The sequence below is a fragment of the Dyadobacter sp. 22481 genome (assembly GCF_052044875.1).
Taxonomy (GTDB): Bacteria; Bacteroidota; Bacteroidia; order Cytophagales; family Spirosomataceae; genus Dyadobacter; species Dyadobacter endophyticus.
Window position 1 is genome coordinate 2,045,773 of record NZ_JBQENV010000002.1, and the last position, 22,770, is coordinate 2,068,542.

Below are 22,770 nucleotides of genomic sequence, written 5' to 3' on the forward strand. Positions count from 1 at the left end.
GCCACGCTGCGCGCAGTGTGGCGATTTTTTTTTAATCGATAAAAAGATCGCTTGCAATGCGGTCGGCAAAGAGCTTACCGGCCTGGGTGAGCAGCAGTACCCCCGAATCTTGTCTGATCCAGCCTTTGCGGCTCATGCTGGTCAGTTCTTCGCTGGCCTGTAATGCGAATGCCCCGGCAGAAAGTTTTTCCAGCACCTGTAATTCAACCCCCCATTTGGTGCGAAGGCCCGTCAGCAGGTATTCATTGGTCTGATCGGCCGGCGAGAGCAATTCCAGCGTAGCGGGAATAATGTCTTTTTGAACCGCTTCCAGGTATTTAGCATTATTGGAAACATTATACTGGCGGCTAGCGCCATTGTAGGAGTGCGCGCTCGGGCCAACTCCCAGGTAGGGGTGCTGCTTCCAATAGGAGCTGTTGTGGTTGCTGTAACGGCCGTTTCGGGCGAAGTTGGAGATCTCGTATTGCTCGTAACCATGCTCGCCCAGGGATTGGAGCAGTATTTCAAACTGCTGGGCCGCATATTCTTCCTCGATCGGGCTGATCTTCTTCTTTTTCAGCCAGCTTCCAAAGGCCGTTTTGGGCTCGATCGTAAGACAGTAGGCCGAAATATGCGGGACATTCAATGTAAATGCCTTCGATAAGTCACTGAGCAGAATGTCATGATTCTCCGAAGGAATCGCGTAAATAAGATCGATGGAAATATTGTCGATGCCAGCCTGCTGGGCCAGTTTTACGCATTGCTCGGCTTCCGTGGCAGAATGCGCCCGGTTCATAAAGCGCAAATGCGGCTCGTGAAAAGACTGAATCCCGATGCTAAGGCGGTTGATGCCCGCATGGGCAAACATTTGAAGGGTAGCTGCGCTGAGATCGTCCGGGTTTGCTTCCAGGGTAATCTCGGCATCGGGTGACAGCCGAAAATGCCCGCGAATGGTTTCAAGCAGAAAATGCAGCTCGGCCTTGTCGAGCAACGAGGGCGTGCCCCCACCAAAATAGATGGTTTCCATATCCCCTTGGGGCAGATAGGATTTTCTCAAAACGATTTCCCTGGCAATGGCCTCCACGATGGCGCTTTTGCTGGCGGTGTTGGTACTGAAATGGAAATCGCAATAATGGCAAGCCTGTTTGCAAAAAGGGATATGGATGTATAAATGCATTATTTTGAATTTTTCTGCCACTCCCAGCCGATCTTCACACCGGCCCAGAGGTTGTTTTTCGGCGCTGCATTATAATAGCGGTTACCGAACGCGTTCAGATCGTAACCAAGGCTGTAAATGCCTGCATTGACCTTCTCTGCCGATGCGGACAGCTCACTGTAAAAATGCTGGCCCCAGCTTTTTTTCCAGCTTATGCGCCCTGTCCACTGGTTGTAGGCGGTGTTTTTAACCGTATTGGCATCATTGAGATAAAACGAATCGCCGTGCTGGTAGGTAAGAAATACCGAGATGCCGTATTTAAGCAGCACATCCAGGCCGGTCGACTGTGAGAAACGCGGAATGCCCGGAATCAGTTTCCCGCTCAGGTCCGCGTCAGCCTGCTGGAATTCTTCGTAGGTGTATTTGGTGTAAGTGCCCGTATTCCAGACTTTAAGCATTACCGGCAGTTTCGGGTCGGAAAGAATGTCCCATCCAATGCTCCATTCCAGGCCGTTTTGCTTGGTTTTACCTGCATTGACGAAATATTCTGCCCCAGCCTGGTCGAGCCTGCGCACGATCGCGTTGCGCAGCCCGAAATGGTACAGGCTGATCTCGCCTGAGATGACTTTGCCGGCTTTGCGGATACCGATCTCTGTATTGCTGCCTTTTTCAGCTTCCAGATCCTTGCGGAAACCACCCGCCGAGGGCCGCACTTCCTGCAAGGTAGGAGGGGAGAAGCCGCCGCTGTAGGAGGCGGTCACCGACCAGTTTCCGGCAATAACCTTGTTGGCCGCAAAGCGCGGGATGAAGATCCCGTCAAAAGTCTTCTGGTCCTCGTTGAAGGGAAGCGGGAAATAGCGCTCGTATTTATATTTTGAGGTATTGTAGCTCAAACCGGCGCTCAAAGTCAGATCAGTGAGCAAAGTCGCTTCCAGCTGGCTGAAAACAGACAGGTTCGCCGTGCGGATGTCCTCGGCCGTCTGTTGCTTGTCGGCAATGCCGCCTTTATTGTCATAGTTCCGCTGGGCGGATTTGCCGTATTGCCATTCAAAACCGCTGGTCCAGTTGGTCTTTACATTACCCCATTCGGATTTGTTTTGCCAGATATTTCGCCCACCGATGCCGTTTTCATCCCTTTTTTCAAAGTTTGAAATAAATGGGTTGGCAAAATCGGTGAAAGTCAGATACAGCGCCGTCGACTGGGTCCATTTATCAGATAATGGCAATACATAATTGCCACCCAGCAATGCCAGCCTGGTGTAAATGGCCGCCTTCTGCGCTTCACTGCCCGGCAAGGTCGCTGTCGACTGGCGGGCGAGTTTGGGATTGGTCTGATACTGGGCAAGGTTGATGCCGCCCGGGGTCTGATAATACAAATCCGAGTACATTCCCAGCAGTGAGAGCGTGCCTTTTTCTCCAATGCTGGAAGAAGAAGTAAACCGGACCGCGTCGCGGATCATGCCGCTGTGGTTGCGGTAGCCGTCCTGCTGGCTATGGCCGTACTGGATGGATATATCACCGATCTGTAAAGTCGAATTCCGGCTTTGAAAGCCGTATTTGCCAAAACTTACGCTTTGTTCAGCCCTGTTTTGAAATTGATTATCCGGGCGGCTGTGCATGAGCACGACCCCGCCGGTCCCCGCCCCGTAAATGCTGCTGCCGGGGCCTTTGATTACCTCCATGCTCTGAATAGCACCATAATCGACCGAGTTCAGGGGCGTATTGCCGCTGGCGTCGGTGAACGGGATGCCGTTCCAGTAAAACTTCACATTGCGAACGCCGAACGGGGAGCGGATCAGACTGCCGCGGACCGAAAACCGGTAGCTGCCCGGAGAGCGCTCTTCCATGCGCACGCCAGGGATCGTATTGACCGCATTGGCCCAGGTGTAGTTGGAAAACCTGCCCAGCGAACGGGGCGCAAGCATTCCGACTGTTGCAGTGGTAGTAAGGGGATCTTTTTCGGATTCAAACGCGTGCACGGTGATCTCGCGCAGCTGGCGGGTTTGCAGCGAATCGCTTTGGGCCAATACGGGCCCTGAATGATGGATAATAAGGAAAGCAACAAGAGCGCCGGTAATAGAGATTTTGAGCATATAGGTTTAGGTATATTTCAATAATGCAAAGCTGATGATAAATGCCAACAGTTTCAAGATCTGGCTAGGTGCTTAACGGCGCACTCTGGCGCGAAGTTCAACGACTTCCGGCGCTCTGAGAAGAATTTTCCACAAAAATCACGCGGATCTGCGCGCTGAGGGCTGGTAAGATTTTTGCTCTGATACAGCCAATCACACAATAACTGAAATCAACTTTAATACCCGAAAAACATGAAAAAGATCACCTGGATTGTCGCCTCGCTGCTGCTTGTCGGTACACTTTCACTGACTAGCTGTTCAGACAAAACAAAAGACTCCGCCAAAGAGACGGTGGAAGAAGCTAAAAACGATATGGACGAAAATGTAGCCGATGCCAAAGCCGATATCAAGGAAGCAGGAAATGATTTTGAGGCCAAAGTGAAAGAAGACAAGGATGAATTGAAAAAAGATATCGACGATGCGATCGGCAAGCTCGACCGCAAAATAGAGGAGGCCGATGCCAAAATTGACAAGACGGCCGACAAGGAAAAAGCCAAATGGCAGCAACGCAGAAAAGAGCTGAATGCAGAGAAAGAAGAATTGCAGGCTTCCTGGAAACGCGCCCAGAACGAGACTGCCGACAAGTGGGACGAGTTCAAGGCCAACACCAAAGAAAAAATCGCCAAAGCCAAGGCAGACTTGAAGGACTAATAAATTGATGAGGGTTATGCAATAATAAAAAATGCTCCGGTTTTTCCGGAGCATTTTTTTGTTATCTGACAGGCAGATGAATCTCAGTCATCATGCAGCGGGCCGAACCGCCACCATTGCCTTCGATCACCGAAAGGTCTGTATGCAGCAGGCGCGCATAGTCATCGAGCCGGTCTTTCTGCCGGGGCGCGAGCGATTCATAGGCCTGGGTGGACATGACCAGGAACTTATCGCCTTTCCCGTTTCGGACCATCAGCATGTTGCCTGCAAAATGCCGCATTTGTTCGAGCGATATTTCGATTACGTCCTTATTTGTTTCTTCCAGCACCGACCTTACCATCAACCGCTCGTCGATGTCTTTGATCGCTTCCAGGCATACGACCGCGAAAATGTCGCCGACGCACATGAGCACATTGGTATGGTATATGGGCCTGTCGTGCTCGTCGGAAGCCGAGAATGCAATAATTTCGTAGCCCAACGCGTCGGCGAACGCATCGAGCACTTCCCTGTGTGTTCGCGGTGAGAGGCACGCATAGGCGATCTTGTAACGGCGGTCGAAGACCATGCTGCCGGTGCCTTCCAGGAATTTGCCCTGCGCTTCAAAATGGGTCAGATCAATCACTTCTTCGACATTGAAATCGCCAGCCAGCGAATCGATAATGTCGGCACGTCGTTCCAGCCGGCGGTTTTCGGCCATCATCGGGTATAATACCACCTTGCCGCTTTGGTGAAAGGAGACCCAGTTGTTGGAAAAAACAGCGTCGGGCCGGTCTACATCGCTCGTATCATCGAAAATATGCAGTTCCAGGCCTGCTTTTTCCAACTGGTCGATCATCAGCTCGAACTCTTCCCGCGCTGCTTGCTGGGCTGTACCTTCGGTTTGTCGGGCGAAGGACTCCTGCTGAAACTCGTTGCTTGCAGCAGTTTGCTGGTTGAATCCGAACCGTACGGGCCTGATCATCATGATCCGGGCTGTGGACTGCGGCTGGATTTGAGCGGATGAGGTGATGACGCGCATAGGAGTATGAGGTAATGTTTGGAGACCGGATTTTTTGAAAATGAGGACGAAAGTCCCTAATGCAATTTACGATTCTGACAGCTCGATTACAAGAACAAAGTTTGGTAGCGCGGATGCCCAGGCAGCGGCCGCCAAGCAACTACCCGCGTAGCAGGGGCATGCTCATGCAATGCGAGCCGCCGCGCGCGCGGGAAAGCTCAGCAGAGGGCAAGGTGATGAACGTGTCGGTAAGATCCTGGGGCGCTAGCTCGTTGTGCTCGAATTTTTCAAGCAGTCTTTTGGCTGTTATTACCTTAAAGCCCTGTTTTTTGAATGCTTCGAGTGTTTTGTCGTTGCGGTCATAGCCGATCACCACGCCGTCGCGCAGTGCGAGCAGGTTACAGGAATCGGTCCATTGCTCGCGCTCTCCGTAGGGAAATTCATTATCGCCTGAATAAATGAAGCGGACCGGCCCGGTCACGCCCAAATCGCCCTGGCTGATCTCGGTGAGCAAATCTTCCAGGTTCTCGATTTCCCGTGGATGCTGTTGATTTCCTTTGACAAACTGCAAGATGCGGAACTCCTTGTTGACATCTACCGGCGCAAAGAAATGCAGCACATCCTTCTTGCGGGCCTCATCACCCACGCGGGCCAGCGCGCTCAGCAGCACCCAGACGTCTCGTCTGACCTGGGTGAAAACCGTGTCGATATGCATATAATCCCTTTTTTTAGGGATTTTAATGATAGTGATCTTGTCGACCACACTTTTATCAAACAAAATCTTCATCACCTGCTGAGCAGCGTAAATGGATGTGCGCTCGCTGCAACCGATCAGAAGGTGCCGCGGGGCGACCATCATCACATCGCCCCCTTCGAGCGTACAGCGTTGATAGTCGCTGGCCTTTTCGTCGTCGGGCAGCAGAAAATGCCGCTCATTTTCAGGTATTTCAATGATATTTTCTTTGAAATTGGCAAACATCGGGTGATAAAAAAACACGAACTGCGCCAGTATCGACTCGCGGGTACGGGCGGCTTTGGCCGGTTTATTGAGCAGAATATGGTCGTTGATGACAATGCCGATGTCTCTTGTGAAAATAAGGTTGGGCAAAGGCGCAAAGAGCATCCGTTTATCGGAACAATACCCTGAAATGAATATGCGGGCCAGCTCGTGGGCATCGAAGCGGTGGAGCTCTTCCTGGATCTGGTAGGAGCAGCGTTCTATGCCGCAAATGGCGGCGGTGAGCTTGATTCGGACATTTGGGTCTTCCAATATATCCCCCAGCAGCCGCTGAATGTCCACCACATGATCTGAGGCGAAGTACTTTTCCGTACCGGGAATAAAGAAGGAGCGTGTCGGGTCCTCGTTAATTTCGGCAAGCTTGCCTTTGATTTTTTCAGGGTCCAGAAAATACAGCAGCAGTTTGACATAGTAATCATATTCTTTCCTGCGCATGGTATCCAGGTGCACGATGTCCTCGAAAAGCCAGTCCTGGGCTTTGCTGGGGACCACTTTGCCCAGGCCGCGGTCGGGGCTGTGGATCAGCAGCCTTCTTAGGGTAGCTGTTTCGGAGGATACACCAACAGGAAGTCCGGATATCGGATTATTAGCCATAAATGAAGTGTTTGGAACGCTTGGGGCACAAAGTAAATGTTTCTTTGGGAATTAAAAACCGGCCCTGGTTCAACCCGCTTAATCTCTGGGTGTTTAAGGGATAAATATCTGCCGTGCGGGAACATCCTGCCACTTAAAAAGGTTGTACAAAATGAGTGGCCCGCACTTTAAGACATTGACGCTCATTTTCATTTACGGCTAATGCGTATTACTTTTGCGGGAAATTACCACGAACTATCTTTTAAGTATAAAATCAGTTATGCTCTCTATTAATGACTTGCGTGCCTCCATTGAAGGTAAGGAAATATTAAAAGGCATCAATCTGGAAGTCAAACCGGGTGAAGTGCATGCGATTATGGGGCCCAACGGTTCCGGCAAAAGTACCTTGGCTTCGGTGTTGGCAGGAAGGGAGGAGTACGAGGTTACTGGTGGAAGTGTAGTTTTTGAAGGAAAAGATCTTCTTGAACTGGCTCCCGAAGAAAGAGCTGCGGAAGGTATTTTCCTCGCATTCCAATATCCGGTTGAGATTCCGGGCGTTACCACGATCAACTTTTTGAAAACGGCGGTTAACGAAATCCGTAAATACAAGGGCGAAAGCCCGCTGGACGCTGCACAGTTCCTGAAAATGGTGCGTGAAAAGGCCAAGCTGGTTAGCATGAACGATTCGCTGCTCAAACGTGCATTGAACGAAGGCTTCTCGGGTGGTGAGAAAAAACGCAACGAGATCTTTCAGATGGCGGTTCTTGAACCGAAACTGGCGATTTTGGATGAGACAGACTCGGGCCTGGATATCGACGCGTTGCGCATCGTAGCCGAAGGGGTCAACTCGCTTCGCTCCCCAGAGCGCGCCACGATCGTTGTAACGCACTATCAGCGTCTTTTGGATTACATCGTCCCTGATTTTGTGCATGTTTTATACAAAGGTCGCATCGTTAAATCCGGGCCGAAGGAGCTTGCCCTCGAATTGGAAGAAAAAGGTTACGATTGGATCAAAGCGGAAGTTGAAGCGGTAGGTTAAGTAAAGGCAGATTGTCCGTTTAAAACTTAACCCAACACAGCACCATACCCCATTATCGATGAGTACCGAGACAATAGATTTAAAAACCAGACTGATCACCGATTTTCATGCCCGCGAAGCGGTGATGAACGGTGAGGCGTCTTCTGAATTCCACCAGAAAAAACGCGCAGGACTGGCCCGTTTTGAGCAGTTGGGCTTCCCCACAATCAAACACGAGGAGTGGAAATATAGCAATGTGAGGGACCTTATCAGTGTTTCTTACGATTTCAATGCGGAAAGCTCCATTGGCCTTGCCGAGCTGGAAGATTTGAAAGTGCCCGCCCAGCAGGCCAATATCCTCTATTTTGTAAATGGCCGCTACAATGCCGAGCTTTCTACCATTATTTCGCCAGTCGAAAAGATCACAATCAGCTCACTGGCAGATGCCTACAAAAACGATCCGGCCAGGGTTGCTTCTTATTTTAACGAGCTGACCAAAGACGCAGACGATGCATTCACGGCATTGAACACGGCATTTACGCAGGACGGCGTGTTTGTCCATATTCCGGATAACCAGTCGGTAGAGCACCCGATTATCCTTCGTTTTGTGAGCGATGCACGCGAGAAGAATGTAGGAAGCCAGCCGCGCAATATAATTTCAGTCGGAAAAAACTCGCACGTTAAAATAGCGGAAGCGTTCAGGACTTTGGGCGAGCAGCGCTCTTTCACCAATGCGGTGACAGAAATTAACGTGGCCCAGGAAGCCAACGTGCAATATTATAAAGTGCAGAATGAGAGCGAGAATGCCTACCACATCGGTACTACCCAGGTGCGCATGGCCGACCGCTCGCATTTCTACGCGGGAACTGTGACGCTGAACGGCAAGTTCACGCGCAACAACCTGAATATTGTCCTGGACGGGGAGCATTGCGATGCGCACATGTACGGGCTGTATTTCCCGGATGGTTCCCAGCATGTGGATAACCATACGGTGGCGGATCACCAGAAACCCAACTCGGAAAGCAACGAGCTTTATAAGGGTATTTTGCGCGATAAGTCCAAAGGTGTTTTCAACGGAAAGATCTTTGTTCGGCCTGACGCGCAGAAAACCAATGCATTCCAGTCTTGCAAAAACATCGTGCTCTCCCCGGATGCATCGATGAACACCAAGCCTCAGCTGGAAATCTTTGCCGACGATGTGAAATGCTCGCACGGGACCACCACCGGGCAGATTGACGAGGAGGCCTTGTTCTACATGCGCTCTCGCGGGATCTCGCAGCCCGAAGCGATGTCGCTTTTGATGTTTGCCTTCTGTGCCGATGTGGTCTCGCAGATCAAGATCGATTCGGTTCGCGAATACCTCGAAAACGTGATCACCCAGAAACTGGCTTCGAAATAGCTTTTAACGGATCTAACGGTCCGAATTGATACATTTCCTGGTACCCAACCGCCATTTTTGGGGTTGGGTATTTTTCTTAAATGACGAATCACAATGAGCCACAATCTCAATATCGCATCCATCAGAGGCGACTTCCCGATTTTAAACGAAGTCGTCAATGGCAAACAACTCGTCTATTTCGATAATGCGGCAACGACCCAGAAACCGCGCCTGGTACTGGACGCGCTGGCGGGTTACTATGAGCACTATAATGCCAATATCCACCGCGGAATCCACCATCTGGCAGAAAAGGCCACTTCCGCATTCGAGCAGTCCAGAAAGCGTTTGCAGGCGTTTTTGAATGCGGCCCATTCGGAAGAAATCATTTTCACCTATGGGACCACTGATGGTATCAACCTGGTGGCATCTTCCTATGGCCGCAAATTCCTCAAGGAAGGCGACGAGGTGATCATCTCGACCATGGAGCACCATTCGAACATTGTGCCCTGGCAAATGCTTTGCGAAGAGAAGGGCTGCATCCTGAAAGTGATCCCGATCAACGACCAGGGCGAGCTTTTGATGGACGAATATGAGAAACTGCTCACGGAAAAAACCAAATTCGTCTCGATGGTGCACGTCTCCAATGCACTGGGCACTATTAACCCGATCAAGGAAATCATCGCCAAGGCTCACGCAGTCGGGGCGAAGGTGCTCATCGACGGGGCGCAAGCCAGCTCGCACATTGAAATCGACGTGCAGGATCTGGATTGTGACTTTTATTCGCTTTCGCTGCACAAAATATACGGCCCTACCGGAATGGGCATTCTATACGGCAAGCGCGATCTATTGAATGCAATGCCTCCTTACCGGGGCGGCGGGGAGATGATCAAAGAAGTTACTTTCGCCAAGACGACCTATAACGAGCTGCCATACAAATTCGAAGCCGGTACGCCTAATATTGCCGATGTGGTAGCAGCCAAGTTCGCGCTGGATTATGTAGACGCGTTGGGTAAAGCAAACATCGCCGCCTACGAGAACGAGCTGCTGGCCTATGCAACCGGCGCGGTAAAAGAGATCGAAGGGCTGAGAATTATTGGTCAGGCCAAAGAGAAAGTAAGTGTGCTATCCTTTGTGATCGATGGCATTCACCACCAGGATATCGGCGTTTTGCTCGATCAGCAGGGCATCGCAGTCCGCACCGGCCACCATTGCACGCAGCCGCTGATGAACCGCTTTAATATTACCGGAACCTCACGCGCATCGTTTGCTGTTTATAATACGATCGAGGAGATAGACAAGCTCGTGCAGGGGCTGCATAAGGTGAAGCGGATGTTGAGATAATTTTTTAAATTACTGGCATTGTTTCATTTTAGCGATGGCATAAATTGATTTTTACAAATGACCATAAACGAAACACAGGACGAACTAATTTCGGATTTTGAATTGTTTGATGACTGGGAGAGCAAATACGAGTTCATCATCGATCTCGGAAAGCAGTTCCCCCCATTGGAAGAGCAATACAAAACCGAGGATAATATTATCAAAGGATGCCAGTCGAGGGTGTGGCTGAATGCTTACATGGAAGAAGGGCTTTTGAAATTTGAGGCCGATAGCGATGCGATTATCGTGCGCGGGCTGGTGAGCATGCTGGTGAAGGTGCTTTCGGGGCATACCCCTGAGGAAATTGCCAAAGCCGATGTGTATTTTATGGAAAGAGTAGGTCTGCACCAGCATTTGGCTCAAACCCGCTCGAACGGGCTAGCAGCGATGCTCAAACAAATGAAAGCATACGGCTTTGCTTACCAGGCCAAATCAGTGAATGCATAACAACTAATAAGACCTTGCGATGTCAGAGGAAGATTTGAAAGAAGAGGTGATCCGCGCCATTAAAACGGTTTACGACCCGGAGATACCGGTTGACGTTTATGAGCTTGGATTGATATATGATCTGAAAGTGTTTCCGATCAACAATGTATTTGTGTCCATGACGCTGACCTCGCCCTCGTGCCCGTCGGCAGGAACGCTGCCCGGCGAGGTCGAGCAGAAGATCCGCGAAGTAGAAGGGGTAAACGATGTGAGCGTAGAGCTGACCTTTGATCCGCCATACACCACAGAAATGATGTCCGAGGAGGCTAAGCTCGAGCTCGGGTTCATGTAAAATAGTAACAACAACTTTTAAACATTACAATATATGTATCCACCACAATTAGTGGCTCCGATGAAAGCCGAGCTGACCAGCGCCGGTTTTCAGGATCTGACAACGGCAGAGGAAGTCGACAACTTCATGCAAAATACCAAAGGAACTGCTTTGGTTGTGATCAATTCGGTATGTGGCTGTGCGGCAGGTGCTGCGCGTCCGGGCGTGAGAGCGGCATTAGCCGGCAGTGAGGTAAAGCCTGATCACCTGGCAACGGTATTTGCAGGTGCTGACCTGGAAGCTACCGCTAAAATGCGTGAGTATACTTTGCCTTATCCTCCATCTTCGCCAGCCGTTGCGCTCTTCAAAGACGGGGAGCTGATCCATTTTGTGGAGCGCCACCATATCGAAGGCCGTTCGGCCCAGATGATCGCCCAGCATTTGCAAATGGCTTTCGAAGAATTCTGCACAGAAGAGGCATAATTCGAAACTTATTTAATCAGGTGACGGCTACTTTCGATTACATTTGAAAGTAGCCGTCTGTTTTAATAGCTGCCCATATGCGAGGACACCGTTTCACGAAATACATTCCGCCCGAGCAAGGGCCTAACAGCAAGTTCGACCAGCTTTTTGATATTTTTCAACAGCTGCTGCTGATGACTTCGGGCGATGTCTCGGAGGCCATGTCGTGGCTGAGCCAGCTCGACCGCCAATATAACCTGACCAACGATTCGTACGGGATAGGTGATTTCTTTGAAGACCTGAAAAAGAAAGGTTATGTCACCGAAGAAAAGCAGGAAGGCGAAAGCAGGCTCATTATGACGCCCAAAGCCGAGAAAAGCATTCGCAAGAGCGCATTGGACGAGATTTTTGGTAAGCTCAAACGGTCCAAATCCGGCGGTAACCATCACACGCCGCACCTGGGCGCGGGCGATGAGCTGACCAGCGACATCCGCGATTTTCAGTTCGGGGATACGCTCGACCAGATTTCGATGACCGAATCGATCAAAAATGCGCAGGTCAATCACGGTATCGGGGATTTTATGCTGATGGAAAAGGACCTGGAAGTGGTAGAGCGCGAGCAAAAAACCACTACTGCGACTGTGGTCATGATCGATATCAGCCATTCGATGATCCTTTATGGCGAGGACCGCATTACGCCGGCTAAAAAGGTGGCGCTTGCACTCGCCGAGCTGATCCGGACCAAATATCCCAAAGATTCGCTGGATATCATTGTCTTTGGAAATGATGCCTGGCAGATACAGCTCAAAGACCTGCCTTACCTTGAAGTAGGTCCGTACCACACCAACACGGTGGCTGGTTTGGAGCTGGCAATGGACATTCTGCGCCGCAAGAAAACGCGTAACAAGCAGATATTTATGATCACCGACGGTAAGCCGACCTGTCTGAAAGAAGGCATCCGCTACTATAAAAACAGCTTCGGTCTGGACCGGAAGATCATCAATAAAACACTCACATTAGCTGCCCAGTGCCGCAGGCTCGATATTCCGGTAACGACCTTTATGATCGCCACTGACCCTTACCTGAAACAGTTTGTGCAGAATTTCACGCAGGTCAACAACGGCCGGGCTTATTACAGCAATTTGCAGGGACTAGGCGGCTTTGTACTCGAAGATTTTCAGCGCAACAGAAGAAAGAACGTCAAGTAAAGTCAGGTGTTGTCAGCTATTGCCGCTCAGATGCGCATATTCAACCCATGACAACACCTGACAACACTTTAATTATTTGCTGCCAACCGAGATCATATTGGCAAAAAGGCGATAGGCGCCGGTCACGCCCGCGGGCAGCTCCCGGAAGAATGACAGGCCGGTGTAAATGTAGTGCCCCTTGCCATATTGCGCGTAAAGCGTACTTCCCTCGCGGGCAGGCTCGTCTTTGTCATGGGCCGAAAACAATGCCTGGTAATTCTTTTTGTCCCAATCCTGGGCGAAATACAGCCCGCGCTCCTGAATCCAGCCCTCAAAATCCTTTTGCGTGATTTTGTTGGGGTAATTCAAAATAGGGTTTTCAGGTTGCAGAAAATGCATTTGGGCATCTTCCTCGGTAACCCTTTCTCGCCCTAGTTCAATATTAAACGGGCCGATCTGCCTCACTTTCTGCCCGCCCGGAATCGTGTATTGGACCACCATCGTGCCGCCGTTTTTAACGTAATCCATCAGTTTGGCCTGATAGTTGTTCAAATAACCTTCCGTGTTGTAGGCCCGCACACCTACAACGATCGCATCGTAAGCATTGAGCTCTTTGGCAAGGCCGGCTTCGTTGAGCATCGTTACCTGGCAATCCATTTGGCGCAATGCGGTCGGGACATCATCGCCCGCACCGGCAATGTAGCCAATGTTTTTAGCGGTCGTTTTTACATCGATCTTAGCCAGTTTGGCCGAGGATTCCGGAAAGAGCGTCTGGCTTGGAATATGCTGGTAGGCAATGGTTTTGACCGATTTATCATAATTTTTACCATCCACAACCGCGATTGCCTTGATAATGGCTTGCTGATTGCCTGCAGGCGGGGTGATGATGAAGGAGAAGTATTGCTGCTGGTACTTGTTGGTTAAACTGAATTCCACCGATTCGGGGACCGCTTTCCAGCCCGCCGGGATTTCAGGTTTCAATGTGCCTTTCACGCCGCTGCGCTGGGCTTCGACGATGATATTGACCGTTTTGGCTTCCATCGAAGGAAATATGAAAACCGGCTCGGTAATGGTGGTGGTAACAAGCGGGCGTATTTCAAAGGGGCGGTAAATCTCGCCTTCCGCCGGATCGACTGATTTGTAAACCCACGGTTTTTCGAAGACAAACTCTTGCCCGCCGATCTCGAATTGGTAGCTGGTCTTGGTTTCGGGCCGGTTTTCGGGGTAGCCGATATCCTGCTGGTTATCGATTTGGAAAATGCCGCGCTCGATCGGTTTTTCCAGCCAGTAGGGCTGGCTGGTTCTCAGGTTGGCCGGCAATAGCGCCTTTTTGGCAAACAGGTTCATCTCATTGGAAGCCAGTGCAAGGTTCAGGACGCTGTCGGCCGATTCGCCGGTCCAATGCAGCGAGACGAGCTTTACAGGATAGTCCGACCTTTTCACCACACCGATATTAATCCGCGCTTGCTCGCCTGCAACACCCGAAAAGTCATTGGGGTTAGTCTCAAACCAAAGTCCGGCGCATTGCTGGATCAGGTCTTTGACTTCCTCCTTTTTGGCTTTGACATAAATGTTACCCGAATCGAGCTTACTAAGCTCTGCATTGATTTTCAAAAGCTCCGGGATGGAGGCCGACGGCTTGTTTACCGAATAGTTCTTGATCGCTGCCGCAACAAGGGCATGTACTTTCTGGCTTCCTTTCACACGTTTCCAGCTTACATCCACGCCGTCGAAGAGGTTTTTCTCCGCGGGCGCCCCGACTTTGTGCAAAAAGAAATCAATCCGGTCGCCCCTTTGAGGGGCGCTGCCAAAGCCCTGGCTGCGGTGCTGGCTGCGGCTTAATGCGGCGATCTCCGTGTAGGATTTTCCTATAACGGGGTTATAACCGCCGATTTCGATGGAAATGAATGGATTCTTCTCATCACTGGGCGCTTTGTTGGTAAAGCCGGGCGTGAATGTATTCCAAACCAGCCGCTTGGTTTGCCAGGTTTTGACAAATTTGAGCTGATCAGGGTATGCTTTCGGGTCGGCGGCAAGGTTAAAACCTTCTTCGGCCAGGTATGCTGAGGTCTGGTGGTGGCCATGGCCCGCCCGCGGATCGGGTGGGAAGCGGGTAATGATCACATCGGGCTGGAACTTGCGGATCATCCACACCACATCGCCAAGGACCTTATCGCGGTCCCAGAAGTTGAGCGTCTCATCGCGGGTCTTGGAAAAGCCAAAGTCGTAGGCGCGCGAGAAAAACTGCTGGGCGCCATCAATGCGCCGGGCAGCCAGCAGCTCCTGGGTGCGGATAACGCCGATATTATAGCCCTGCTCGGCGCCGATCAGGTTTTGGCCGCCATCGCCGCGCGTGAGCGAGAGATAGCCCGTTCGCACGAGCTGGTCTTTGGATAAATACGAGAGCATCAGCGTATTCTCATCGTCGGGGTGGGCCGCAATGTAGAGCACAGAGCCGAGCACGTCTAGTTTTTTAATGTTTTGGAAGATTTCACTGGAAGACAGCGAGGGTGTCTGTGCGAAAAGCCTGGTGGCAAACAGTACCAGTGCGAGCGTAAAGAAACGATGCATAACGGGTTAAGGTGGTTGATTTAGGGCTGCTTATAGCGTCCAGGTCAGTACATAATCCTCAAATGTATCAAATTGAATCTGTATCGTTTCCGGTAAATCGCCTTTTTGCAGATTAACTTCAAAACCGCCGTTTTGGTTGCCGGAAAACGAATTTATCACGATATGTTTTTTCAGATCGATCAAAGCATTGCCTGCATATTTGAAAACCGATTCCTTGGCCGACCAGATCAGATGCATTTGCAGATTGTCTTCCAGGTCAGCCCATTTGAGCTCGGCATCATTTAAAAAATAGAATGCACCCTTTGAAATAGATGGTTTCATTTGCTGGATATCGACTCCCACCGGCGCACCCTCACGCAGGTACACGCACACATATTCGCCCGAGTGTGACATAGAGATTTCGGTGGCCGATCCGGCCAGGTGCGGCTTGCGCTGGGCATCATAGCCTATCAGGGTATTTTGCCCCCGCATTTCTTTGAGCAAAACCCTGCAAGCCAGCCATTCCTGTCTTCGTTTAGCCTTTGAAATTGCCATCAGCGTTTCTAGTTCGGTGGCGGGCAAATCCAGCATAGCCATCAAATCTTCCCAGGGTTCGCTCATACGCCAAAGGGCCAGCATTGATACCGGTGAAATGGTTTTTATAGAAACGATGCCCATTTATTGCTAATTTTGGTATCAGATCAGGCCTGACATGATGGGCCCTTCTGCTTATTTTATGTGGCCTAAAAACAAAGTTCTGCGCTCTGCGCTCAAAGCATTCCTGATTTTCCTTCTGATCATCGGCATACTCTTTGGATTGTTCCTGTGGCGTATCCACGTGCCAAGTCCGGAGGTTGAAAGTACTAAAACTGTCGAAAGTTACAAGCGCGAGCAGGTAGGGGAGAACCATTACCGGGTGGGCAACAACTGGCTCAGAAAGAACAAGCACGGCATCTGGGAAATGTATCTGGAAGGCTCCCCTTATGAGCGCGGGCTTATTTACGGGATCCTTGCCAGAGAGCTGATGGAGAAGCAGGAAGTGCATTTTGTTAGCCAGATCAAGGAGATGATCCCGAGCGCGATGTTCCTGCAAGTATTGAAAGGTTTTGTGGGCTGGTTCAACCGCGAGATTTACAAGTATATCCCAGCGGAAAACCAGCAGGAGATTTACGGTGTTTCCCAGTCTTTCTCAGACCAGTTCGACTACATCGGCCCCAAATATTACCGTATTCTCAACTACCACGCCGCCCACGACATCGGCCACGCGCTGACGGATTTGAATATGGTCGGCTGCACCTCGTTTGCCGTCAACCATTCGCTCACCAAGGATTCTACCCTGCTGATTGCCCGCAACTTCGACTTTTACATGGGCGATGCGTTTGCCGAGGACAAGCTGATCGTCTTTATGAACCCCGAGAAAGGATACAAATTTGCTTCCTACGCCTGGGCGGGCCTTACCGGGGTGGTCTCGGGTATGAATGAGAAGGGCATTACCGTTACATTAAACGCTTCCAAATCAGATATCCCCTTTTCGGCCAAGGAGCCTATTTCTATTTTGGCGCGGGAGATCCTGCAATATGCCGGTACCATCGAAGAGGCGCGGAAAATTGCTTCCAAAAGCGAGACATTTGTTTCCGAATCGCTGCTGATCGGCTCGTCCGCCGACGATAAGGCGGTGATCATCGAGAAATCTCCCCAGAAAATGGGCGTGTATGATCCGGGCAAAGATTACCTGGTTTGCGCAAACCATTATCAGAGCAGTGCATTTGTGAAGGATTCGGTCAATATCGAAAATATCAGGGATACCGACTCCAAAGCGCGTTTTGACCGTATGAACCAGCTCATGGGCAGATCTTACCCGATGGATGTGAATCAGGCCACGGCTATTCTGCGTGATCAAAAAGGGGTAGATGATAAATTTATCGGTTATGGCAACTCGAAGCTGCTCAACCAGCTGATCGCCCACCATGGCATTGTTTTCAAACCTGCCCAAAAACAGTTCTGGATTTCAGCTTCTCCTTACCAGCTCGGCGAGTTTGTAGGATATGACCTTACCCGTGTTTTTGCACAAAAAGGTCAATTTCAATCATTTGACTCGCTGGAAATCGCCCGTGATCCTTTTCTGGAATCGGCGGATTATAAAAAGTTTGAAGCATTTAAATCTCTGAGACAGAAAATCACTAAATATGTGATGCTGGACACACCGCTTTCGCTGACGGCAGGGGCCGAGAAGGAATTTATTGCCAATAACGCGCAGAGTTATCTTCCTTATTTTTTCCTCGGACAGTATCACCAAAAGAAAGGTGATTTTGGCAAAGCCATCGGTTACTATGAAAAGGCTTTGAAGCATGAGGTTTCATCGCTGAGCGAGCAGAAATCGATCCGGAGGCGGATAACCGAATGCACAAACAAAAGCCATTAACGGCTGTTGTCCATTTTTTTAGATTTTCCACGTCAACTTTTGATTGCCATGAGTCCTGAAACACAGCAGCCTGGCTTGCAGCAGCTATTATCCTACGTTTCTGCTAATTCCGCCTATTACCAGCGGGTTTTCAGCGCCCACCATATTGATATAAACACGATCCGGACGGTTGCAGACCTTGGCCAGCTGCCATTTACAACCAAAGACGATCTGGCCCAATACAACGACGACTTCCTTTGCGTGCCCAAAAGCCGCATTACCGATTTTGTAACCACATCGGGCACCCTTAGCGATCCGGTCGCTTTTTACCTCACAGATTCCGACGTGGAAAGGCTTGCAAACAACGAATCTGAATCTTTCCGTTGCGCCGGTGGCAGCCAGGATGATATTTACCAGCTTATGACGACGATCGACCGGCGGTTTATGGCCGGGCTGGCCTATTGGATGGGTGCACGCAAAATGGGGGCGGGGATGATCCGCGTAGGCCCGGGAGCGCCTTTTCTGCAATGGGAGTCGATCCAGCGGTTTTCGCCGACAGTTATCATTGCCATTCCGTCCTTCATCCCAAGACTGATCGACTATGCCATTGCCAACGATATCGATTACCGTTCATCGAGCATCAGATCCATTATCTGCATCGGCGAGCCGATCCGTAACCCGGATTTTTCGCTCAATGAGCTGGGCAAACGCATCACCTCGCAATGGGAGGTGAAACTGTATTCAACCTATGCGTCTACTGAAATGGGTGCGGCTTTCACTGAATGCAGCGAAGGCAAGGGCGGGCATCTGAACCCGGAGCTTTTGATCCTGGAAGTAGTAGACAATGAAGGCAATGCGGTCAAAGACGGTGAGCTTGGCGAGGTGGTAGTAACTACGCTCGGCGTGGAAGGCCTGCCGCTGCTGCGCTACAAGACCGGCGACCTTTGTAATGTGTATTACGAACCTTGCGGTTGCGGACGCACCAGCCCGCGCCTGGGGCCAGTGGTAGGGCGCAAGCAGCAAATGATCAAATTCAAAGGGACGACCATATTCCCGCCTGCATTGTTTGATGTGCTCGACGCGGTGAAGGAAATCGATTTGTACCAGGTTGTCGTATCTAAAAACGAGTTTGGAAACGATGAGATCACCGTGGTGCTGCCCATGCAGTTGCAGACTTCGGCATTCAAGGAAACCATGCATTCACTCTTCAAATCCAGGCTCCGCGTATCGCCCTCTTTAACTTTCGTGACCGCTGAAGAACTAACTTTCCGGATCTACAAACAGGAGAAACGCAAACCTGAGAAATTGATCTATATTTGACGCCTCTGTTACCATAAAAATAAAATTACTACTATGAAAAAATTGATTTACGCCTCTGTAATGGCCGTTTCCTTCCTTGCCGCAGATGCAGCTCTTGCCCAGCGTGTCGATCTCCGTTCAGGGGATGTAGGGGTGCTGTCGGGCCAGAAAACCGTTAACGTGGAATACGATTACTCAGCGTTCGGAGTAGGTAAATTTGCCACAGAACAGGAGTATCTCGACAAGAAATCGGCCGAGTACAATGCCAAGGAGGCAGGCAAAGGCGATACCTGGAAAAAGGCCTGGGTGGAAGACCGTAAGGCCCGCTATGAACCCAAGTTCGAAGAGCTTTTCAACAAAGGTCTGGCAGATAAAGGTATCTCAGCCGTTACGGCCCGTCCCGACGCTCAGTATACCCTTATTGTGAAAACCAAATTCATAGAACCGGGTTTCAACGTGGGGGTGATGCGCAAGAACGCGTATGTGGATTTTGAAGTAGACCTTGTCGAATCGGCTAACAAATCCAATAAAGTTGCAGAAATTGGAATGAGAAATGTTCCGGGCGGCCAGTTCGGCGGTTTCGACTTCGATACCGGCGTCCGCATTGCCGAGTCTTATGCGAAAGCGGGCAAATCCCTGGCGGCATTTCTGGATAAAAAACTAAAATAAACTAACGTTCCAAATTACTTCCGGTTATGAAAAAGTTACTACTGATCGCATTTGTGTTGTTTCATGTGGTGAGCGTGGCCAACGCAGACAACACCATGGCTGACCTTTTTGCAGGTAAAACCAAGCTGGTTTTCCTGGGCCTTGATTTTACACAAGCCAAATACATTGGCAAAGTAGGTTTTACCGATGCGCAGGCAATTCAAAACCAGCATATTGTAAGCTGGAACAACCTGATCGAGCTCGAAGCCAAGAAATTTTCTCTGCAAAAGGCATTCAGCCTTAAGGACGATCAGTACAAGTCGAAAGTGGAGGATATGGTGAGCTTGAACAAATCGGTGAACGTGGAGAAAAATATCACCGACGACGAGTACAGCATTACCGAAGAGCAGGTCAAGAAATCGGTCGCCAAATATTCGCTGAGCGAAAAGGATGGCATCGGCATCGTTTATGTAGTGGAAAGCCTGAACAAAAATGCGGAAAAGCTCATAGTTTGGGTTACATTCATTGACCTTGCAACCAAAAAGGTGATCCATACCGAAAAAGTGGAAGGTAAAGCGGGCGGCTTTGGTTTTCGCAACTATTGGGCCGGCGGGGTTTACAAGATCAACCAGGAAATCGACAAAAGCCTTTATAAAAAGTGGAGCAAATCATTCAAAGCTTAAAAAGTAAATAGAATTGTCTATTTTTAAAGTTCAGATTGATTACCGATACCATATCATCGTCTTGTAAGCTGTGATCTGTTTGCCTGAATCCGGTGAACGTTCACAGCTTACTGTTTAAAACCGCTAACCCGTTACCGTGCGCATCGCCCATTGGTTTTCCCTGCTGCTGATCTGCCTGCTCTTGACAAGCTGTGGCAAAATGCTCTACCGTTCAGCGGCAAAGGCTTTCACGAAAGGTGCCAAGCAAGCGCCTTACGAGGCCATTATCGTTCCCGGCTTTCCTTACAACGGCCAGAAATGGGACATGGTACATCAGCTCCGCATTCACTGGGCCTATTATCTGTACTCGAAGGGTTATACCAAAAACGTGATTTTCTCGGGCGGAGCGGTAGCAACGCCCTACATCGAAAGCCGAGTAATGGCCAATTACGCTGAGGCGCTCGGCATCCCGCGCGAGCACCTGTTCACCGAGGAAAGGGCCCAGCACAGCACAGAAAACGTGTATTATTCCTACCGCCTTGCAAAAGAGCTTGGCTTTTCGAAAATTGCGCTTGCCACCGATCCTATCCAGACGAGCTATATGAAGAAGTTCGTCAAAAAATTTGAACTTCCGATCGGGTTGCTGCCGACGGTGATCGATACGGTGAAAACAATGAATGTATACGAGCCCAAGGCCGACCATAGTAATGCAGTCGTCAAGGAAGGTTTTGTCAAGCTCTCAGATAAGGAAGGTTTTTTCAAACGTTTTCGCGGCACGATGGGCAAGTACATCGTCTGGCACGAGCAAGATCTGAAAAAAGCGAAATACAGGAGAAAATACAAGGATCGGATGATACCCTCTTCCGAACAATCAGGGAACAATAAAAGCGTACAATGAAAAAAGAATTGTCGGCTATTGAAGCCAAGTATGAAGCACAGAAGATAGCATTCGGCCCGATGTATTTCCAGTCGGTGGTGGCCCTCAGGGACCTGGGTATCTTGCAGTACATCAGCGAAAACCGTAAGGGAGTAAGCATTGATAAGATCATCAAAAATGTGAATGTCTCCGAATACGGGGTGACCCTCTTGCTGGAAGCGGCCGAAATCCTGGGTGTGGTGGAAATAGAAAATGAGATCGTCAAGATCAGTAAAGTCGGTTTTTTCCTCTTGAAGGACGAGATGACGCGCGTGAACATGAATTTCATGAAGGATGTGTGCTACCAGGGCGCAAGCCACATGACCGAGAGCATCGTCAACGGTAAACCCGAAGGGCTCAAAGAGCTGGGCAACTGGCCGACGATCTATGAAGGGCTCTCGATCCTTCCCGAACCCGCGAAAACTTCCTGGTTTGAATTCGATCATTATTATTCGGACAATGCGTTTCCGGACGCTTTGAAGATTGTTTTTGCTAAAAAGCCGAAACTGCTCTTCGACATTGGCGGCAATACGGGTAAATGGTCCTTTGCTTGCTGCGATCATGACGCGGATGTGAGGATTAAAATACTCGATCTACCGGTGCAGCTCAACGTAGCGCGTGCGAATGCAACCGAAAGAGGTTTGCTGGGCCGCATCGATTTCCACGCGATCGATCTGCTGGATACGACACAGAAAATCCCGCAGGGCGCCGATGTGATCTGGATGAGCCAGTTTCTGGATTGTTTCTCCAAAGAACAAATTGTAGCAATCCTTGAAAACGCCTTCCAGGCAGCTTCTGAAAACACCACATTATACATTCTGGAACCATTTTTTGATAACCAGAATTATCCTGCTGCGCATTATAGCCTGGTGGCGACATCTTTGTATTTTACAATTATGGCCAACGGCAATAGCAAAATGTACAGGATCGGTGTCATGAAAGAGCTGGTCGGCCAGGCTGGATTTGAGGTCGTTAATACTTATCCGCTCATTGGCGACAGCTATCATACGATTCTGGAATGCAGGAAAAAGGCTTAATGGCCGGTCCGTTTTGATCCCGAGTACGTAAATATTGATTGTTATGAAGCAAATAGTGGCTCTTTGGCTTCTTGTCCTGCTTGCGGTGTCGGCCCAGGCGCAGATCGACAAGGGGGTTTATTACAAGGCATTGTCCAGCGGCCAGCAGGAATCGATCGATAAGGTGCTCACAAGGCTGGAAGCGGAAAGGTCCTCCCCGAAAGTGAATGCCTACATAGGTGCATTGACGATGAAGAAAGCGGGATTTGTCAAAGGGGTAGGAGGCAAGGTGAAGACTTTCAAAAAAGGCGCGCACCTGCTCGAAGATGAAATTAAAGCTAACCCGGCTAATACAGAGTTCCGCTTCCTGCGGCTAACCGTACAGGAGCACGCGCCGGGGATTTTGAAATACAACAAGGAAATAGATGCCGACAAACAGGCCGTCGTTTCTGGCTATGAGAAGCTGGACGCAGACCTTAAAAGCGTCATCGCCGATTATGCCAGGGATTCGAAGGTGTTGAAAGAATCGGATCTTAAATAGGAATGCATTAAAAGGAATTTTTGGGGATCAATGAAAAATATTCTAGTTG

21 protein-coding genes are annotated in these 22,770 nt (G+C 50.0%); 15 read left to right on the forward strand and 6 right to left on the reverse strand.

From position 1 onward, the window contains the following. Window positions 1-31: 31 nt before the first annotated feature. Both hemW and ACTJJJ_RS18655 read right to left on the reverse strand, forming a co-directional pair. Window positions 32-1,156 (reverse strand): radical SAM family heme chaperone HemW, encoded by a 1,125-nt coding sequence (hemW, locus tag ACTJJJ_RS18650; RefSeq protein WP_426293639.1) that lies wholly within the window; start codon window positions 1,154-1,156, stop codon window positions 32-34. Continuing rightward, window positions 1,156-3,228 carry a TonB-dependent receptor gene (locus ACTJJJ_RS18655; protein ID WP_426293640.1) on the reverse strand — a complete coding sequence of 691 codons (2,073 nt, stop codon included), beginning with the start codon at window positions 3,226-3,228 and terminating at the stop codon, window positions 1,156-1,158. The genes hemW and ACTJJJ_RS18655 overlap by 1 nt, the downstream gene beginning before the upstream one ends. A gap of 231 nt (window positions 3,229-3,459) precedes the next feature. Here ACTJJJ_RS18655 and ACTJJJ_RS18660 point away from each other — a divergent pair, with 231 nt between their 5' ends. Next, window positions 3,460-3,918, forward strand: a complete 459-nt coding sequence (locus tag ACTJJJ_RS18660; protein ID WP_188932475.1) for a hypothetical protein — start codon at window positions 3,460-3,462, stop codon at window positions 3,916-3,918. Between the two features lie 61 nt (window positions 3,919-3,979). Here the strand turns inward: ACTJJJ_RS18660 and ctlX are convergent, their stop codons facing one another. Together ctlX and ACTJJJ_RS18670 are read right to left on the reverse strand one after the other, a co-directional pair. Further along, on the reverse strand, window positions 3,980-4,936 hold the full coding sequence (gene ctlX / locus ACTJJJ_RS18665; RefSeq protein ID WP_426293641.1) for a citrulline utilization hydrolase CtlX: 957 nt from the start codon (window positions 4,934-4,936) through the stop codon (window positions 3,980-3,982). A 139-nt stretch (window positions 4,937-5,075) separates the two neighbouring features. Continuing rightward, complete coding sequence (locus tag ACTJJJ_RS18670; protein ID WP_426293642.1) at window positions 5,076-6,527, reverse strand: arginine deiminase family protein; 1,452 nt, start codon at window positions 6,525-6,527, stop codon at window positions 5,076-5,078. Between the two features lie 259 nt (window positions 6,528-6,786). Between ACTJJJ_RS18670 and sufC the strand changes: the two genes are divergently transcribed. From sufC to ACTJJJ_RS18705, 7 genes are all read left to right on the forward strand, one after another. Next, on the forward strand, window positions 6,787-7,545 hold the full coding sequence (sufC, locus tag ACTJJJ_RS18675; protein WP_188932470.1) for a Fe-S cluster assembly ATPase SufC: 759 nt from the start codon (window positions 6,787-6,789) through the stop codon (window positions 7,543-7,545). Between the two features lie 58 nt (window positions 7,546-7,603). Beyond that, window positions 7,604-8,923: a Fe-S cluster assembly protein SufD gene (gene sufD, locus ACTJJJ_RS18680; RefSeq protein WP_188932468.1), complete on the forward strand. Its 1,320-nt coding sequence runs from the start codon at window positions 7,604-7,606 to the stop codon at window positions 8,921-8,923. Window positions 8,924-9,016: 93 nt separating this feature from the next. Then, window positions 9,017-10,243 (forward strand): SufS family cysteine desulfurase, encoded by a 1,227-nt coding sequence (locus ACTJJJ_RS18685; protein ID WP_440702640.1) that lies wholly within the window; start codon window positions 9,017-9,019, stop codon window positions 10,241-10,243. A gap of 57 nt (window positions 10,244-10,300) precedes the next feature. After that, window positions 10,301-10,729, forward strand: a complete 429-nt coding sequence (locus tag ACTJJJ_RS18690) for a SufE family protein (protein ID WP_188932464.1) — start codon at window positions 10,301-10,303, stop codon at window positions 10,727-10,729. Window positions 10,730-10,748: 19 nt separating this feature from the next. Then, the gene (locus ACTJJJ_RS18695) at window positions 10,749-11,060 is read left to right on the forward strand and encodes an SUF system Fe-S cluster assembly protein (protein ID WP_188932462.1); all 312 of its coding nucleotides are present in this window, start codon (window positions 10,749-10,751) and stop codon (window positions 11,058-11,060) included. 33 nt (window positions 11,061-11,093) lie between these two features. After that, window positions 11,094-11,522 (forward strand): BrxA/BrxB family bacilliredoxin, encoded by a 429-nt coding sequence (locus ACTJJJ_RS18700; protein ID WP_188932460.1) that lies wholly within the window; start codon window positions 11,094-11,096, stop codon window positions 11,520-11,522. 77 nt (window positions 11,523-11,599) lie between these two features. Then, window positions 11,600-12,709 carry a vWA domain-containing protein gene (locus ACTJJJ_RS18705; protein WP_188932458.1) on the forward strand — a complete coding sequence of 370 codons (1,110 nt, stop codon included), beginning with the start codon at window positions 11,600-11,602 and terminating at the stop codon, window positions 12,707-12,709. A gap of 72 nt (window positions 12,710-12,781) precedes the next feature. Here the strand turns inward: ACTJJJ_RS18705 and ACTJJJ_RS18710 are convergent, their stop codons facing one another. Further along, the gene (locus tag ACTJJJ_RS18710) at window positions 12,782-15,259 is read right to left on the reverse strand and encodes a PIG-L family deacetylase (RefSeq protein ID WP_426293644.1); all 2,478 of its coding nucleotides are present in this window, start codon (window positions 15,257-15,259) and stop codon (window positions 12,782-12,784) included. 30 nt (window positions 15,260-15,289) lie between these two features. After that, window positions 15,290-15,916: a 4'-phosphopantetheinyl transferase family protein gene (locus tag ACTJJJ_RS18715; protein ID WP_426293645.1), complete on the reverse strand. Its 627-nt coding sequence runs from the start codon at window positions 15,914-15,916 to the stop codon at window positions 15,290-15,292. A gap of 34 nt (window positions 15,917-15,950) precedes the next feature. Here ACTJJJ_RS18715 and ACTJJJ_RS18720 point away from each other — a divergent pair, with 34 nt between their 5' ends. The 7 genes from ACTJJJ_RS18720 to ACTJJJ_RS18750 all read left to right on the forward strand — a co-directional run bounded on the left by ACTJJJ_RS18720 (window position 15,951) and on the right by ACTJJJ_RS18750 (window position 22,721). Then, entirely contained in the window at window positions 15,951-17,660 is a 1,710-nt protein-coding gene (locus ACTJJJ_RS18720; RefSeq protein WP_426293646.1) for a C45 family autoproteolytic acyltransferase/hydolase, read from the forward strand. 48 nt (window positions 17,661-17,708) lie between these two features. Continuing rightward, window positions 17,709-18,959, forward strand: coding sequence for a phenylacetate--CoA ligase family protein (locus ACTJJJ_RS18725; protein WP_426293647.1), 1,251 nt, complete (start codon window positions 17,709-17,711; stop codon window positions 18,957-18,959). Between the two features lie 33 nt (window positions 18,960-18,992). After that, window positions 18,993-19,607 (forward strand): hypothetical protein, encoded by a 615-nt coding sequence (locus ACTJJJ_RS18730; RefSeq protein WP_188932450.1) that lies wholly within the window; start codon window positions 18,993-18,995, stop codon window positions 19,605-19,607. A gap of 26 nt (window positions 19,608-19,633) precedes the next feature. After that, window positions 19,634-20,269, forward strand: a complete 636-nt coding sequence (locus tag ACTJJJ_RS18735) for a hypothetical protein (RefSeq protein WP_188932448.1) — start codon at window positions 19,634-19,636, stop codon at window positions 20,267-20,269. A gap of 136 nt (window positions 20,270-20,405) precedes the next feature. Next, window positions 20,406-21,146: a YdcF family protein gene (locus tag ACTJJJ_RS18740; protein WP_426293648.1), complete on the forward strand. Its 741-nt coding sequence runs from the start codon at window positions 20,406-20,408 to the stop codon at window positions 21,144-21,146. Beyond that, window positions 21,143-22,201, forward strand: a complete 1,059-nt coding sequence (locus tag ACTJJJ_RS18745) for a methyltransferase (RefSeq protein WP_426293649.1) — start codon at window positions 21,143-21,145, stop codon at window positions 22,199-22,201. Before ACTJJJ_RS18740 ends, ACTJJJ_RS18745 begins: the two co-directional genes overlap by 4 nt. A 43-nt stretch (window positions 22,202-22,244) precedes the next feature. Next, a complete protein-coding gene (locus ACTJJJ_RS18750) occupies window positions 22,245-22,721 on the forward strand; it encodes a hypothetical protein (RefSeq protein ID WP_426293650.1) in 477 nt (158 codons plus the stop codon). Window positions 22,722-22,770 lie beyond the last annotated feature (49 nt).